This is a genomic window from Streptomyces sp. NPDC041205 (assembly GCF_055591765.1).
On record NZ_JBVIZH010000016.1, the window covers coordinates 26,230 to 41,160 of the forward strand.

Below are 14,931 nucleotides of genomic sequence, written 5' to 3' on the forward strand. Positions count from 1 at the left end.
TGACCGCGCGTGCGCCTACTGGTGCTGCTCGACCAGGCCCGAGCGGCCGATGAGATAGCCGAGTTGGGTGCGGCTGCGGCTGCCGAGGAGGGCGGCGAGCCTGGCCACGTGCAGCCGGACGGTGCGGACGTTCATGTCCAGGTGCCGGGCGATCTCCGCGTCGGTGCGGCCCTCGGTGAGGAAGTGCGCGATGGCGCGCTGGACGTCGCTGATCTCCTGCTCGGGCGGGGGCGGGGTGTCCTCGCGGTACAGGGGCGTGGCCAGGCGCCACAGGATGTCGAAGGCCGTCGAGAGATAGCTGACGAGGGCGCTGGAGCGCAGCTCGAAGGCGATCGAGCCGTCCTCGACGGCCGGGATGAACGCGACGTCCCGGTCGAAGACGAGGAGGCAGGGCGGGAGTTCGTCGAGCGTGCGGACCTCACGGCCGACGGCCCTCGCGGGGGCGGGACCTAATGGGGCGGGGCTTGCGGGCCCGGACCCGCCGGGGCCGGGCTGTCCTGGTCCGGTCGGGGCGGATCCGGGCTGTCCGGGGCCGGGTAGGGAGGAGTCGGGCTGTCCGGGGTCGGGCAGGGAGGAGTCGGGGAGGCGCAGCCCGGGCAGCACGTCGTCGGCCGTCCGAGGCCGCGAGAGCATCCGCATGTGCCCGCCGCGCTCGGCGAACTCCTCCAGGCGCCAGGGCTCGTTGTGCGGAAGCAGCCGCGGCCGGGAGTCGCCGGGCTGGATGCCGAGGATCTCCTCGGAGGCATCGGCCATCGCCTGCCGGACGGCGAGCCGGATGCGCGGGACCCCCTTGAGCACGGTGACCGGCGACGGCGAGAGGTCCGAGGGCCCGTCGGCGCCGAGCCGCAGGAACTGCTCGAAGGAGGCGGCCAGCCGGGTCGCCCGGCCGCGCTGGCGGGCGACGCGGCCCTCGATGTCCTCAAGGAGGCGGGGCAGGGCGACGGCGGCCGCGGTGGGCCGCAGCCAGGTGGCGTCGTCGGGGTCCGGGTGGAGGAGCCCGGTGTCGATGAGGCACGGGGTCGCGGCGGCGGCTTTGGCGGGAACTCGGCGTTCCTGAAGGGCTCGCAGGTACAGCACCCGCCCGGCCTCGCACACGTCCACGGGCTCGTGCGGCACGTGGTGGCGGGCGGCGGGCTCCCCGGTCGGGGCGGGCCCGGTCAGCCGGGCACCGGCCGCGCCCTGCGACCCGCCGCGGACGGTGGGGGCTGCCTGCGTCACAACGTCCTGCACATGCTCCCCCTGCTCGGATTGCAGTGATCGTGCGAAGGACGGACGCCGTGGTCGAGCGTCACCGACGGGCCCTCAGCCACGGGCGGGCGCCCGTGAGTTGTGAGCCGGGCCGTCATCCTTCGTGAGCTGTCATCCTTCGTGACCCGCCATCCTTGTCAACGAGAGAACTGATATCAATGGCGGGTTTATCCCCTGCGATGCCGAACCAATTATTCAAAATTCAACAACACTGGTTGTCGCCACTGTGGCCATCCCCACAGCCGGGAAACCCCCCACTCCCGACGAAAATACGTCCATGGACCTTCCTGTGGACCTCACCGCCCTGAGCGGCGACGGCCTTTACCTCTGGGCGCCGCGCGGCGCCGCGGGCTCCTGGGGCCTCGCCAACTGCCTGCTCATCACCTCGGGCGACGACACCGCGCTCATCGACACCCCCTACGACGAGCGCATGACCCGCGCGCTCATCGCCGCCGCCGACCGCGCCCTGCCCCCGGGCGCCCGGGTCCGCACGGTCGTCAACACCCACGCCAACGGCGACCACTGCTTCGGCAACGCCTTCTTCCCCGGTGCCGAGATCATCAGCTCCCAGGCCAGCCTGGAACGCCACTGCCGCGAGATCTCCCCGCAGCAGATGCAGTACCTGGTGCACGCGAGCGACCCGGCCAACCCGCTCGGCTGGTACGCGCGCGAACGCTTCGGGGCGTACGACTACACCGGCATCACCGTGGTCCCGCCCACCGTCACCTTCAACGGCTCCTACGACTTCCAGGTCGGGGACATCGAGGTGCGCCTCCTCGAAGTGGGTCCGGCGCACACCGCCGGGGACCTGGTCGCGCACCTGCCGCAGCAGGGCGTCGTGATGGCGGGCGACGTCATCTTCGAGGGCGACCACCCCGTGCACTGGGAGGGGCCGCTCAAAGAGGTCGTCCGGGCCGCCGAGGCGGTGCTCGCGCTCGACGCCGAGCACATCGTGCCGGGCCACGGCCGGGTCGTCGGGCCCGACGGGGTGCGCGCGTACATCGGCTATCTGCGGGACCTGGAAGGGGAGATCAAGGAGCGGTACGGGCGGGGGCTCGGCGCGTACGAGGCCGCGGCGGACATCCTCGCCGCCGGATTCCACCCGCACCTGGGCGCGCCGGAGCGGGTCGTCATGCTGACGTTCATCGAGTACCACCACCTCGGCGAGGCGACGGCGCCCATCGAGATGGTGGATCTGGCCACGCACGCGGCACGCTGGGCGTACACGCACCACCACGCCACCGCGGCGGCCGGCTGACCACCGCGCCCGGACGGCTCCCCGCCCACCCGGGCGTTACGCGGAAGAGTCCGATGAATACGATCTGTTGGTCGGCGACTCGTTTGGGCTTATGGTGCAGGAACCGTGCTCGTGGCAGGCCATGTTCACGGCTACGGGGAGCGGGGAAGCGGGAAAGGGGGGAACGCAGTGGACGAGGAAGCGCTGCGTCGCATACTCAAAGAACTGCGTTCCAGAATCACACCCGCCGAAGTGGGTCTGCCGCCGAAGCCGACGGGGCGCCCCGGGCCCCGTGTGCACGGTCTCGCACAACCCGATATGGACATCCTCATGAACCGCTCGGTGGGCACCTACCACCGATTCGAAAGCGGAAAGTTGTCCCCGCGCGACGACTACCTGCGCGAGGTCGGGCGGATCCTGCGGATGAGCGAGGACGAGTTCACGCAGGTCTATCTGCTCAGCCTCGGCCAGCGGCCGCCGCACCCCCTCGACCCCACGGACGGCGTCCTGATGCCTGCCGCCGCCGCGTGGCAGCGGGCCGTCTCCGGGCAGCGCGAAATCTCGTACGTGAACAACGTCCAATGGGACCTGGTGGCGTACAACCAGCCGTTCGCCGACATCTTCGAAGACGGCAAACCGCCGGAGAACACCATGCGGTGGATGGCGCTCGCCGACGAGGCCCGCGATCACATTCTCACGGACTGGGAGACGCGCTGGGCGCCCGGAATTCTCAACCAGATCCGGCTCGCCCACATTCAGCATCCGGAGAACCGCTCCCTCGCGCAGCTGAACGCGGACGTCAAACGCGACAAGTACGCGGGCCCCATTTACGAGCGCAGCACCGAGGTGTACATCCACCCCGACGGTGACGTCCGGCCCCTCTACCACCCGCGAAAAGGCCCCGGGCAGATCACGATGGTCGTCTCGGAACCGGCGAGTTCGCCGGGGGCGCGGCATGTCGTGCTGCTCTTCGACCCGCTCGACGAGAAGCCGTCACCGGCATGAGGCTGGAGAAGGCCGCCCCGCGGGCCAGGGCCACGGAGGCCGCCCCGGCGGTGCCGCCGCGGACGGTGGCACCGGTGGGCCAGGTCGCCCCCGTCACCCCCGTCACCCCCATCGCTCCGGTCGGCCCGGTCCTGGAGCGCGCCGGTCTCGCCACGCTCCTGCACGCCATGGCCGCCGACCTCAACGGCCGCGGCTATCCCGTGACCTGGGTAGTGGACCGCCAGATGCTGGCCGGTGACTTCCCCCTCCAGGTCGTGGCCAAGGTCTCCGTCGTCCGCGTCCTCAACATCGCCCTGGACGACCGCGCGTCTGTTTGGCAGGTCAGCATGGGGCGCCCCTCGTCGGTGCGGTGGGAACAGTCCGCCGTGCTTGATCTTGGCGCGGAGGCCTTGGACGCGGAGTGCGTGGTGCGCTCGGCGCTGCGGGCGTTGGGGCTGCCCTTGCAGCGGGCTGTGTACCACTAGGGCCTGTCCGGCAGGGTCAGCCCGATGTGCGGTCGAGGATGCCCGACTTGCCGATGAGGTAGCCGAGCTGGGCCCGGCTTGTGCTCTTCAGGACCGCCGAGAGCTTGGCGATGTGGACGCGGGCTGTGCGGACGTTCATGCCGAGGCGGGCGGCGATGTCGGCGTCGGTGAGGCCTTCGGTGAGGAGGGTGGCTATGGCTTGTTGGCGGGGGGTGATGCCGTTCGGGGCGGGGAGTGGTTCCGCGTTCGGGAACATGGGGGTGGCCAGGCGCCACAGGAGTTCGAAGGTGGCGACCAGGTAGTTGATGATGGCTGGCTGGCGGAGTTCGAGTGCCACGTCGTCGCGGCTTTTGCTGGCGGGGACGAACGCATACGTGCGGTCGAAGAGGATGAGGCGTCTGGGTAGTTCATCCAAGGTGCGGACTTCGACGTCGCCGTCCAGCTGTTCATAGTGGCCCAGAGCGGGCTGGGAATACCGCGTTGTGTGCTGATAGAGCGTGCGTACGCGTCCGCCCCGGTCGAGCACACCCTGCGATATGGGCAGACTTTCGGGGAGCTTTTCGGCCGGCCGCTTGCCGCCGGGCTGGATGAGGAGGAGTTCCTGGGAGGACCTGGCTCCTGCCCGGCGTATGGCCGGGTCGATTTGGTCGATGCCCTCCAGGACCGTCATGGACGGCGAGGGCGATACGGGATCCGTCACGTGAGTGAGTGGCATGAGTGATTCGAAAGCGGCGGCCATTCGCGCTCCGCGCAATCGTTGCTGGGCGATGTGCTCTTCTGTCTGGTAGAGCAGTTGGGCCAGGGCTACGGACGGCGCCACGGGACGGAGCCACAGCGGGTCCTCAGTGTCCCGGTGCAGAAGGTCGAGGTCGGCGAGGCACGGAATCGCTTCGGCATCTTGAGCTCGGATCCCGCTGTCCTGGAGAGCGCGCAGGTACGCGTTTCTGCCCGCCTCGCACAGCAGCCCTTCCGCGTGCGATCTGTGCTCCACCACCACGTCGCTGCCCCTCCCGCACTTCCCCGAAGCCCCCCGCCCCAGGTGTCCGACAGCTAGTGATTCTGGTCGAGGATCCCTGACTGACCAATGAGATATCCGAGCTGGGCGCGGCTGTTGCTGCCGAGGATCGCGGCGAGTTTCGCGATGTGTTCGCGGGCGGTGCGGACGTTCATGCCGAGGCGCGCGGCTATCTCGGTGTCGGTGAGACCTTCCACGAGGAGTTCGGCGATGGCGTGCTGACGGGTGGTGATGCCGTTCTCGGCGGGGAGCTGGGCCGCATGCGGGAACATCGGCGTGGCCAGGCGCCATAGTCGTTCGAAGGTGGTGATGAGGTAGTCGACGATGGCCGGTTGGCGTACTTCGAGGGCGACCGTGCGGTCCTTGCTGGCGGGGATGAAAGCCACCGAGTGGTCCAGGACCACCATGCGTTCGGTTACCTCATTGAGCGTGCGTACCTCTACGTCTCCGTCCAGTTGCTCGTAATGGGCGAGCGCGGGGAGGGAGTGGCGGGTGGTGTGCTGGTAGAGGGTGCGCATCCGGCAGCCGCGGCTGAGCAGTTCCTGTTCGCGGGGCAGCGCGTCGGCGAGGACCTCGGGGGAGCGGACGCCGCCGGGCTGGACGGTGAGGACCTCGCCGGAGGCGTCGGCCATGGCCCGGGCGATGGCCGCGTTGATCCGCTCGAAGCCGTCGAGGACGGTGATCTCGGGGGGCTCCCCCCCGGCCGCCTGCCGGGCGTCCAGGGCCATCAGCGGCTCGAACATCGCCGTCAGGCGTTCCTCCCGCTCGCGGTGGCGGGCGATGTGGTCCTCGATGCCGCGCAGGAGTTGGGGCAGCGCCACGGCGGGCGCGGTGGGGCGCAGCCACGCCATGTCCTCGACGTCGGGGTGCAGGAGGCCGAAGTCGATGAGGCAGGGGGCGGTGTCGGCCTCCCGGTGGCGGACGCGGCCCTCGCGCAGGGCCCGGGCGTAGAGGGCCGAACCTGCGTCGCACAGCTCGTCGGGGCCGTGAGGGTGCGGGCGGGGTTCGGTGGTCATCTCGGTTTGTCCTGCTCGAGGATGCCGGACTGGGCGATGAGGTAGCCGAGCTGGGCGCGGCTTCCGCTGCCCAGGGCGGCGGCGATTTTGGCGATGTGGGCGCGGCAGGTGCGCACGTTCATGCCGAGGCGGCGGGCGATGGCTTCGTCCACGTGGCCTTCGATGAGGAGGCGGGCGATGGAGCGTTGCACGCCGGTGATGCCGTCGGTGGGCGGTCCGTACGGTGCCTCTTCGAGCAGCGGCGACGCGCGCTGCCAGAGCTGCTCGAAGACGTTCGCGAGGTACGTCACGAGCCCCGGGTGCCTCAGCTCCAGGGCCACTTGACCGTCCTCCTGCGCCGGGATGTACGCGACCGTGCGGTCGAAGACCATCAGCCGGTCCACGAGTTCCTCGAGGGTGCGGACCTCGACCTTGCCTTGCTTCATGTACTCGGCGTAGGCGATGGTGCCCTGACTGTGCCGCGCCGTGTGCTGGTAGAGCGTACGCATCGTGATGCCGCGCTCGATGATGCTTTGGCTGCGTTTCACCGCCTCCCGAAGGATCTCCTCGCTGCGCCCGCCCCCCGGCTGCACCGTCAGGATTTCCGACTGGCACTCCGCTATCGCTAGTTGGATGGCCGCGTTGATCCGCTCGGAGCCTTCGAGGACCGTGATCGCGTGAGCCATCGAGCGGTCCTGGGCGCTGATGGCCAGGAATGGCTCAAAGGTGTCGGTCAGTTCCACGGCAAGCGCGCGGCGGTCCTGGATCTCGCGCTCGATGGGCCGGAGCCGCTGCGCGAGGGCTGCGGTCGGCGGCACCGGACGGAGCCACTCCGGATCATCGGGATCCGGGTGCAGAAGAGCGAACTCGACCAGGCACGGGGCCGTGGCGGCCTCGGTCCGAGCGATGCGCCCCGCGCGCAGCGCGTCGGCGTAGAGCCGCTTGCCCTCTTCGCATAGCTCGGCTACGGAATGAGGATGTGCCCGAATTGGATCCTTTGTTGTCATAGCTCCACCCCCCAGGCTCCTGAACGTGCAGGAACATGATGCATCGCTCCTGTGGTGCGTGCATGGCCGAATGAGCCATCGTCTTGGGAGGCCGGGGGAAGTCACTATGGGAAGTGAGGACGAAGCCCGCTATGTGCAAGGGAATGCTTCGCTCAGTGCTTATCGGTGCCCTTTCGGCCGGTCTGGCCATCAGTGCTCTGGCCGTCGTCGACGCGGGCCAGGTCGGCGCGCAGACGCCGACGTCCAATGCCGCACCGCCGGATGTCGTATGGGCGGCCGCACCGATCGACGCGGCCGGGCAGAGCGATGTCTGGTGGGGCTCGGCTCCGACGGGGGTTGCGTAGCCATGACCACTCCCCCTGACGACCGCACCTTCCGCCGCGAAATGGCCACCGCCTACCGTTCCGGCTGGCACTTCATCGACCTCGCCACCGCGATCCCCCACCCCGGCGACTCGTTGATGGTCACCCTGGTCGGAGAACCCGTCGTCATCGTCCGCGACGACGACGAGGACATCCGTGCCTACCGCTGCCTGCGCCGCCCCCGCGGCGCGCCGCAGCCGGTCCGCTGCGCCGTGCGTTACGGCATGGTCTTCGTGAACCTCGACCAGCGCGACCACCAAGTGATCGACAAGCGTAAGCGCGAAGCCGACCGACAGGCCGTCGAGCGGCAGACCGCCTCCGCAGACTCCCTCGCAGCCACCCCCCGCAGCGCCTGACGCGATTCCCCCGTCGTTGTAAATCGCGCAGGTGCTTCCCCCAGCAGCGGCGCCACCGTGGACCTGAACACGGTGGCGCCGCTGTGGTGTGTGCCGGTGGCGGTGACCGGAGCGGCCCGGTCCGGCGGGGCCGGGGCCGGAGCCGTGTGACCGCGCCCGCGACCCCGGCCCCCTCAGCCCGCCTTCCCCAGCGCCCGGGTCACCCGGATCTCGATCACCACCCGGTCCGGGTTCGGCGACGGCACCCGCCCGTACCTCTCCTCGTACCGCCGCATCCCCTCGGCCACCCGCTCCGGGTCGGCCGACACCTCGGCGAGGCCCTCCAGGGTCGCCCAGCGTCGCCGCTCCACCTGGCAGACCGCGACCCGCGCGCCGGGTCCGTCGGGGCCGGAGGCCGCGCGGACGTGGGCCACCTTCCTGCTGGACCGGTTCGCGAGGATGCGGGCGATGCCCGCCTCCGGGTCGAAGGTGACGCCTACGGGGACGACGTGCGGGGTGCCGTCCGGGCGCAGGGTCGTCAGGGTGCACAGATGGCGTTCTCGCCAGAAGCTGAGGTACGGGGCGGGCGGGTCGCCCAGGTCGATGCTCATGGGCAGGAACCTAACCCTCCCTCCGGGAGTTCCGGGATTTCCGGGTTCCGGACCCACCCTTGAGTGGAATAGACTCAACTTTGTGCACGTTGGCTAAGTCAGTATTGGGGTGGGGCCCCGCGGGCGGGACGGCCCGCGCCCCGTACCCGGAACACCCAGCGACCAGGAGGAGAACCCGCACGTGGACGCCGAGCTGACCAACCGGAGCCGGGACGCGATCAACGCGGCCACCAGCCGGGCCGTGTCCGGCGGCAACCCCGACCTGACCCCCGCGCATCTGCTGCTCGCGCTCCTGGAGGGCCAGGACAACGAGAACATCACCGACCTGCTCGCCGCGGTGGACGCCGACCAGGCGGCCGTGCGCGCGGGGGCCGAGCGCGTCCTCGCGGGGCTGCCGAGCGTCACCGGGTCGACCGTCTCCCCGCCGGGGCCCGACCGCGAGCTGCTCGCCGTCGTCGCGGATGCGGCGCAGCGCGCCAAGGAGCTGGGCGACGATTACCTCTCCACCGAACACCTGCTCATCGGCCTCGCCGCGAAGGGCGGAGCCGCCGGTGAGGTACTGAACCAGAACGGCGCGAGCGCGAAGAAGCTGCTCGACGCCTTCGAGACGAGCCGTGGAGGGCGTCGCGTGACCACCCCTGACCCCGAGGGGCAGTACAAGGCCCTGGAGAAGTTCGGCACGGACTTCACCGCCGCAGCCCGCGAGGGCAAGCTCGACCCGGTCATCGGGCGGGACCAGGAGATCCGGCGGGTCGTCCAGGTCCTGTCGCGGCGGACCAAGAACAACCCCGTGCTCATCGGTGAGCCCGGCGTCGGCAAGACCGCCGTCGTCGAGGGGCTCGCGCAGCGGATCGTGAAGGGCGACGTACCGGAGTCGCTGAAGAACAAGCGGCTCGTGTCGCTGGACCTCGGAGCCATGGTCGCGGGCGCCAAGTACCGGGGCGAGTTCGAGGAGCGGCTGAAGACCGTGCTCTCCGAGATCAAGGAGAGCGACGGGCAGATCATCACGTTCATCGACGAGTTGCACACGGTTGTGGGGGCCGGGGCCGGTGGGGATTCGGCCATGGACGCCGGGAACATGCTCAAGCCCATGCTCGCGCGGGGCGAGCTGAGGATGGTCGGCGCCACGACCCTCGACGAGTACCGGGAGCGGATCGAGAAGGACCCGGCGTTGGAGCGGCGGTTCCAGCAGGTGCTCGTCGCCGAGCCGTCCGTCGAGGACTCCATCGCGATCCTGCGCGGGCTCAAGGGGCGGTACGAGGCCCACCACAAGGTCCAGATCGCCGACAGCGCGCTCGTCGCCGCCGCCACGCTCTCCGACCGGTACATCACCTCGCGCTTCCTCCCCGACAAGGCCATCGACCTCGTCGACGAGGCCGCGTCCCGGCTGCGGATGGAGATCGACTCCTCGCCGGTCGAGATCGACGAGCTGCAGCGCGCCGTCGACCGGCTGCGGATGGAGGAGCTTGCGCTCAGCAAGGAGACGGATCCGGCGAGCAAGCAGCGCCTTGAGAAGCTGCGGCGCGACCTCGCGGACAAGGAGGAGGAGCTGCGCGGGCTCACCGCCCGCTGGGAGAAGGAGAAGCAGTCCCTCAACCGCGTCGGCGAGCTGAAGGAGAAGCTGGACGAGCTGCGCGGGCAGGCCGAGCGGGCGCAGCGCGACGGCGACTTCGACACCGCCTCCAAGCTCCTGTACGGCGAGATCCCCGACCTGGAGCGGGACCTGGAGGCCGCCTCGGAGGCCGAGGAGGAGAAGGCCGCCGAGTCCGACACCATGGTCAAGGAGGAGGTCGGCCCCGACGACATCGCCGATGTGGTGGCCGCCTGGACCGGCATTCCCGCCGGGCGCCTCCTCGAAGGCGAGACGCAGAAGCTGCTGCGCATGGAGGGAGAGCTGGGCAAGCGTCTGATCGGCCAGACCGAGGCCGTCCAGGCCGTCTCCGACGCCGTGCGCCGCACCCGCGCCGGGATCGCCGACCCCGACCGCCCCACCGGCTCGTTCCTGTTCCTCGGCCCGACCGGCGTCGGCAAGACCGAGCTGGCCAAGGCGCTCGCCGACTTCCTCTTCGACGACGAGCGGGCCATGGTCCGCATCGACATGAGCGAGTACGGCGAGAAGCACAGCGTCGCCCGCCTCGTCGGCGCCCCGCCCGGCTACGTCGGGTACGAGGAGGGCGGCCAGCTCACCGAGGCCGTGCGCAGGCGCCCGTACTCGGTGGTGCTGCTCGACGAGGTCGAGAAGGCGCACCCGGAGGTCTTCGACGTGCTGCTCCAGGTCCTCGACGACGGCCGGCTGACCGACGGGCAGGGGCGGACGGTGGACTTCCGCAACACCATCCTGATCCTCACGTCCAACCTCGGCAGCCAGTATCTGGTCGAGCCCCTGACCAGCGAGGAGGAGAAGAAGCAGCAGGTTCTGGAAGTGGTACGGGCCTCCTTCAAGCCCGAGTTCCTGAACCGCCTCGACGACCTCGTCGTGTTCTCCGCGCTCGGCAAGGACGAACTGGCGCACATCGCCGAGCTGCAGATCGCGCGCCTCGCCAAGCGCCTCGCCGACCGGCGGCTCACGCTCGACGTCACGCCCGCGGCGCTCGCCTGGCTCGCGGACGAGGGCAACGACCCGGCGTACGGCGCCCGGCCGCTGCGCCGCCTCATCCAGACCTCCATCGGCGACCGGCTCGCCAAGGAGATCCTGGCGGGCGAGGTCAAGGACGGGGACACGGTCCGCGTGGACGTCTTCGGGGACGGGCTCATCGTCGGTCCCGCGGGGGCCGGGACGGGTCCGGGGACAACCGGGAAGTCGCTGTAAGGCGCCGTAACCGGTCACATAGGCGGGCGGGGGTTGCGAGCCCCCGCCCGGCATGGGAGAGGATGGCTCAATCCGTACGAAGGGAAATACACGGTGAGCATCGACCCGTCCTCGATTCCGAATTTCGGGGGCCAGCCCGAACCGCAGCAGGGCGCAGGACCGGCGGGCCCCGTCGTCCCTGACCAGGACCTGGTCAAGCAGCTCCTGGACCAGATGGAACTCAAGTACGTCGTCGACGACGAGGGTGACCTCGCGGCGCCGTGGGAGGAGTTCCGTACGTACTTCATGTTCCGCGGCGAGGACGACCAGGCGGTCTTCTCGGTGCGGACGTTCTACGACCGGCCGCACGGCATCGAGGAGAAGCTCCAGCTCCTGGAGTCCATCGACGACTGGAACCGGCGCACGCTGTGGCCGAAGGTCTACAGCCACACCCACGACGACGGCACGGTCCGCCTCATCGGCGAGGCCCAGATGCTGATCGGCACGGGCGTCTCGCTGGAGCACTTCGTCTCCTCGACCGTCAGCTGGGTGCGCGCCGCGATCGAGTTCGACCGCTGGCTCGTCGAGCAGCTCGGCCTCGAGCAGGCCGTCGACTCCGCCGACGGCGAGGAGAAGCCCGGCGACGACGAGGCCTGAGGGCCCGCCGCGCGGCGGTGACTACAACGGCATGCGGGCGATCGTCACCAGATACGTCCCGTACGCCACCGAGAGCCCGGCCAGGGCGCCGACCACCAGGTAGGCGGCCCTCGGCCGGGCTCTCGCCGTCCGCAGGACCGCGCACGCGAGCGGGATGAGCAGCGGGAAGGCGGGCAGCAGGAAGCGCGGCTTGGACTCGAAGAAGCCGGAGCCGCCGACCGTGATCAGGAGCAGCACGCCGGTGTAGACGAGCAGCGGCAGCGGCGCCCGCTCGGCCACCAGGAGCGCGTACAGGAGCACGGCCACCGCGACGATCACCAGCGTCATGGAGAAGACCAGCTTGTCGCCGTCGAGCAGCAGGTGCTTGACGAAGGCGAGCGAGCCCGCGCCGAAGTCGAAGCGCGATCCCCAGCCGCGCTGCACCGCGAAGTAGCCGCCGAGCACATCGCCCTCGCGGGCCCCGACCCACAGGACGTACGCGCCCCAGCCGAGCGGGGCGAGCAGCGTGCCCGTCCACAGCCTGTGGGGAACCCCGCGCCCGCGCCGCCGGACGATCTCGCAGACCGCCGCCACGAGCACTGCCGCCGCCACCGCGAAGCCGTTCGGCCGGGCCAGGCCCGCGAGCGCCGCGAGGGTGCCCGCCCACAGCCAGCGCCCGGTGAGCAGCGCGTACAGGGACCAGGCGGCGAGCGCGGTGAGGACCGGCTCGGTGTACGCCATCGACAGGATGACGGAGTGGGGCATGAGACCCCACAGGAGCACGAGGACGGTCGCGGTGCGGCGGTCGTACAGGCGGGCCGCGACGGCGTAGATGCCGAGGGCGGCGGCCCCGGCGGCGAGCCAGGACACGAGCAGCCCGGCCGCGCCGTGGGACAGCGGTGTGACGGTGGTGACCGCGCGGATCAGGCCCGGGTACAGCGGGAAGAAAGCCAGGTCGCTCTGGACCACGGCGGGCTCGAAGTACAGGGTGCGGCCGTAGCCGTGGGCGGCGATGCCGGTGTACCAGCGGGAGTCCCAGGAGCGGCCGAGCAGGCGGAAGGTGTCCTGGCCGGTGGCGTGCGCCACGGCCGTCACCGCGAGCAGCCCGGTGAGGCGGGCGGCGGCGAAGACACCGAGGGCGCGCACGGCCGTCGGGCCCTTGGGCTCCAGGGCCAGACAGCGGGTGCGGGGCGGTTTCGTGAGCGGGGCCGGGACGGTGGGGCTCGGGTGGGTCACACCCGAACCCTCCGGGGTCGTGGCGGCGGGCGCGAGCCGGGTGGGTCCGTGTGGGTGGGTGGCGTCGCCCTACAGCGCCTTGAGCCGCTCCACCGCGTCCGCGAGGACCTCCGCGCGCTTGCAGAACGCGAACCGCACGAAGGGCGCGCCCGCCTCGCGGTGGTCGTAGAAGACGGCGTTCGGGATGGCGACGACCCCGGCGCGCTCGGGCAGGGCGCGGCAGAAGGCGAAGCCGTCGCCGCCGTGCGAACGGTCCTCGCCGAGCGGGCGGATGTCGGTGGTGATGAAGTACGTGCCCTGCGGGCGGTAGACCTCGAAGCCCGCCGCCGTCAGGCCCGCCGACAGCAGGTCCCGCTTGGCGCGCAGGTCCTCGCGGATGCCCGTGAAGTACGACTCGGGGAGCGCGAGGGCCTCCGCGACCGCGTACTGGAACGGGCCCGACGCCACGAACGTCAGGTACTGCTTCGCCGAGCGCACCGCCGTGACCAGCTCAGGCGTGGACGTCACCCAGCCGACCTTCCAGCCGGTGAAGGAGAACGTCTTGCCCGCCGAGCCGATGGTGACGGTCCGCTCGCGCATGCCGGGGAAGGACGCCAGAGGGATGTGCGCGGGCGTGCCGGAGCCGTCGGGTGCCGGGGCGTCGCTGAAGACCAGGTGTTCGTAGACCTCGTCGGTGACCACGATCAGATCCCGCTCGACGGCCAGTTCGGCGATCGCGGCCAGCTCCTCGCGGGTGAGGACGGTGCCCGTCGGGTTGTGCGGGGTGTTGAGGAGCAGCAGCCGGGTGCGCGGGGTGACGGCGTCGCGCAGCTCGTCCAGGTCGAGGACGAAGCGTCCCTCGCGCGGCCGCAGGGTCACGGGCACCCGGGTGCCGCCCGCGAGCGCTATCGAGGCGGCGTACGAGTCGTAGTACGGCTCAAGGGCGATGACCTCGTCGCCCGGCTCGACCAGGGCGAGCAGTGAGGCCGCGATGGCCTCGGTGGCACCGGCGGTGACCAGGACCTCCCGGTCGGGGTCGTAGCCCAGGCCGTAGACCCGCGCCTGGTGGTCCGCGACCGCCGCGCGCAGCTCGGGCACGCCGGGGCCCGGCGGGTACTGGTTGCCGCGTCCCTCGCGCAGCGCCCGCACCGCCGCCTCCCGCACCTCCTCGGGGCCGTCCGTGTCGGGGAAGCCCTGGCCCAGGTTGATCGCCCCCGTCCGCACGGCGAGGGCGGACATCTCGGCGAAGATCGTCGTGCCGAATTCGGCCAGACGGCGGTTGAGCAGCGGGCGACCGCTCGCTGAGGAACCCGGGGCGCCCGGGGCGCCGGTGGTGCCGGTTGAGCCAGAAGAGGACGTCATGGCCGTCATCCTGCGCCGAACCTCTGGAGTTCCTCAACTCTGCTTTGGCCGCGAATGGCCGGGGGCATGCCCTTGTCACGCAACGACGCGGGACAACAACCGCAGGGCGCGGGACGCTTCGTGGTTCCGGGGGAACACGAGGCGTCCCGGGCATCGGGGGAACGGAAAGGTGAGTGAGGGACATGATTCTTGTCGTCCTCTTCCTTGGTCTTGTGGTGCTGATGATCGCGGGGCTGACGATCGGCGCCGCCCGCGTGCGCGGCAGCCGCGGACGCCGCACGGCGTCCGGGGCCGGCGGCGGCAGTTGGTGGGCGTCCAGCGGCGGCAGCAGCCACAGCGGCGCGACCTCGTGCAGCGGTGGCGGCTCCACCTGCGGCGGCGGCTCCTCGTCCTGCGGCGGCGGCTCGTCCTGCGGTGGCGGTGGCGGTGGCGGGGGTGGATGCGGCGGAGGCAGCTGACACGGGGCAGCTGGTCCACTGGGCGAAGCGCCCGCCGGGAGTCAACTCCCGGCGGGCGCTTCGTCGTTGTCGGGCGGGGGTGCCGGGGGGTGCCGGGGGTGCCGGGAGGCCTTGACGGGCAGGTGACTTGGCGGTGCCGGGGCGCGAGAGGACGGATGTTGACGCGGCGCGTGGAGAAAGCGCTGCGCAGCGG

Annotated in this window: 14 protein-coding genes; 7 read left to right on the forward strand and 7 right to left on the reverse strand. The window is 70.9% G+C overall.

The features are described from left to right. Positions 1-15: 15 nt before the first annotated feature. The gene (locus ACZ6BG_RS37900) at positions 16-1,230 is read right to left on the reverse strand and encodes a helix-turn-helix transcriptional regulator (RefSeq protein WP_469010620.1); all 1,215 of its coding nucleotides are present in this window, start codon (positions 1,228-1,230) and stop codon (positions 16-18) included. 295 nt (positions 1,231-1,525) lie between these two features. Here ACZ6BG_RS37900 and ACZ6BG_RS37905 point away from each other — a divergent pair, with 295 nt between their 5' ends. The 3 genes from ACZ6BG_RS37905 to ACZ6BG_RS37915 all read left to right on the forward strand — a co-directional run bounded on the left by ACZ6BG_RS37905 (position 1,526) and on the right by ACZ6BG_RS37915 (position 3,954). Then, positions 1,526-2,506 (forward strand): MBL fold metallo-hydrolase, encoded by a 981-nt coding sequence (locus ACZ6BG_RS37905; RefSeq protein WP_469010622.1) that lies wholly within the window; start codon positions 1,526-1,528, stop codon positions 2,504-2,506. A gap of 309 nt (positions 2,507-2,815) precedes the next feature. Continuing rightward, positions 2,816-3,490, forward strand: coding sequence for an MmyB family transcriptional regulator (locus ACZ6BG_RS37910; RefSeq protein ID WP_469010625.1), 675 nt, complete (start codon positions 2,816-2,818; stop codon positions 3,488-3,490). Then, the gene (locus ACZ6BG_RS37915) at positions 3,487-3,954 is read left to right on the forward strand and encodes a hypothetical protein (RefSeq protein WP_469010628.1); all 468 of its coding nucleotides are present in this window, start codon (positions 3,487-3,489) and stop codon (positions 3,952-3,954) included. The genes ACZ6BG_RS37910 and ACZ6BG_RS37915 overlap by 4 nt, the downstream gene beginning before the upstream one ends. A 16-nt stretch (positions 3,955-3,970) precedes the next feature. On the opposite strand, the gene ACZ6BG_RS37920 is transcribed toward ACZ6BG_RS37915, so the two are convergent. From ACZ6BG_RS37920 to ACZ6BG_RS37930, 3 genes are read right to left on the reverse strand one after another with little or no spacing between them, the layout of a single operon-like run. Next, positions 3,971-4,951, reverse strand: coding sequence for a helix-turn-helix transcriptional regulator (locus ACZ6BG_RS37920; protein ID WP_469010631.1), 981 nt, complete (start codon positions 4,949-4,951; stop codon positions 3,971-3,973). A 53-nt stretch (positions 4,952-5,004) separates the two neighbouring features. Continuing rightward, positions 5,005-5,985: a helix-turn-helix transcriptional regulator gene (locus ACZ6BG_RS37925; RefSeq protein ID WP_468481637.1), complete on the reverse strand. Its 981-nt coding sequence runs from the start codon at positions 5,983-5,985 to the stop codon at positions 5,005-5,007. Next, entirely contained in the window at positions 5,982-6,971 is a 990-nt protein-coding gene (locus ACZ6BG_RS37930) for a helix-turn-helix transcriptional regulator (protein ID WP_469010633.1), read from the reverse strand. Before ACZ6BG_RS37930 ends, ACZ6BG_RS37925 begins: the two co-directional genes overlap by 4 nt. 346 nt (positions 6,972-7,317) lie before the next feature. Between ACZ6BG_RS37930 and ACZ6BG_RS37935 the strand changes: the two genes are divergently transcribed. Next, positions 7,318-7,689: a hypothetical protein gene (locus tag ACZ6BG_RS37935; RefSeq protein ID WP_468460940.1), complete on the forward strand. Its 372-nt coding sequence runs from the start codon at positions 7,318-7,320 to the stop codon at positions 7,687-7,689. 173 nt (positions 7,690-7,862) lie between these two features. On the opposite strand, the gene ACZ6BG_RS37940 is transcribed toward ACZ6BG_RS37935, so the two are convergent. Beyond that, entirely contained in the window at positions 7,863-8,279 is a 417-nt protein-coding gene (locus tag ACZ6BG_RS37940; RefSeq protein WP_469010635.1) for a pyridoxamine 5'-phosphate oxidase family protein, read from the reverse strand. 181 nt (positions 8,280-8,460) lie between these two features. On the opposite strand from ACZ6BG_RS37940, the gene clpB reads away from it, so the two are divergent. Both clpB and ACZ6BG_RS37950 read left to right on the forward strand, forming a co-directional pair. Next, entirely contained in the window at positions 8,461-11,088 is a 2,628-nt protein-coding gene (clpB, locus tag ACZ6BG_RS37945; RefSeq protein WP_469010637.1) for an ATP-dependent chaperone ClpB, read from the forward strand. Between the two features lie 93 nt (positions 11,089-11,181). Continuing rightward, a complete protein-coding gene (locus ACZ6BG_RS37950; RefSeq protein ID WP_190117929.1) occupies positions 11,182-11,724 on the forward strand; it encodes a type III secretion system chaperone family protein in 543 nt (180 codons plus the stop codon). A 21-nt stretch (positions 11,725-11,745) separates the two neighbouring features. Here ACZ6BG_RS37950 and ACZ6BG_RS37955 read toward each other — a convergent pair whose 3' ends face one another. After that, positions 11,746-12,939: a glycosyltransferase family 39 protein gene (locus ACZ6BG_RS37955; RefSeq protein ID WP_469010639.1), complete on the reverse strand. Its 1,194-nt coding sequence runs from the start codon at positions 12,937-12,939 to the stop codon at positions 11,746-11,748. 69 nt (positions 12,940-13,008) lie between these two features. Then, positions 13,009-14,280: a pyridoxal phosphate-dependent aminotransferase gene (locus tag ACZ6BG_RS37960; RefSeq protein WP_469010641.1), complete on the reverse strand. Its 1,272-nt coding sequence runs from the start codon at positions 14,278-14,280 to the stop codon at positions 13,009-13,011. Positions 14,281-14,462: 182 nt separating this feature from the next. On the opposite strand from ACZ6BG_RS37960, the gene ACZ6BG_RS37965 reads away from it, so the two are divergent. Beyond that, positions 14,463-14,738 carry a hypothetical protein gene (locus tag ACZ6BG_RS37965; RefSeq protein ID WP_469010643.1) on the forward strand — a complete coding sequence of 92 codons (276 nt, stop codon included), beginning with the start codon at positions 14,463-14,465 and terminating at the stop codon, positions 14,736-14,738. Positions 14,739-14,931: the final 193 nt, after the last annotated feature.

What these genes read in the sequence shown, in the direction of transcription:
- ACZ6BG_RS37940 (WP_469010635.1), bottom strand. Translation starts at nt 8,279, where the DNA reads ATGAGCATCGACCTGGGCGACCCGCCCGCCCCGTACCTCAGCTTCTGG.
- ACZ6BG_RS37925 (WP_468481637.1), bottom strand. Translation starts at nt 5,985, where the DNA reads ATGACCACCGAACCCCGCCCGCACCCTCACGGCCCCGACGAGCTGTGC.
- ACZ6BG_RS37930 (WP_469010633.1), bottom strand. Translation starts at nt 6,971, where the DNA reads ATGACAACAAAGGATCCAATTCGGGCACATCCTCATTCCGTAGCCGAG.
- ACZ6BG_RS37905 (WP_469010622.1), top strand. Translation starts at nt 1,526, where the DNA reads ATGGACCTTCCTGTGGACCTCACCGCCCTGAGCGGCGACGGCCTTTAC.
- ACZ6BG_RS37910 (WP_469010625.1), top strand. Translation starts at nt 2,816, where the DNA reads ATGAACCGCTCGGTGGGCACCTACCACCGATTCGAAAGCGGAAAGTTG.
- ACZ6BG_RS37965 (WP_469010643.1), top strand. Translation starts at nt 14,463, where the DNA reads ATGATTCTTGTCGTCCTCTTCCTTGGTCTTGTGGTGCTGATGATCGCG.
- ACZ6BG_RS37915 (WP_469010628.1), top strand. Translation starts at nt 3,487, where the DNA reads ATGAGGCTGGAGAAGGCCGCCCCGCGGGCCAGGGCCACGGAGGCCGCC.
- ACZ6BG_RS37960 (WP_469010641.1), bottom strand. Translation starts at nt 14,280, where the DNA reads ATGACGTCCTCTTCTGGCTCAACCGGCACCACCGGCGCCCCGGGCGCC.
- ACZ6BG_RS37935 (WP_468460940.1), top strand. Translation starts at nt 7,318, where the DNA reads ATGACCACTCCCCCTGACGACCGCACCTTCCGCCGCGAAATGGCCACC.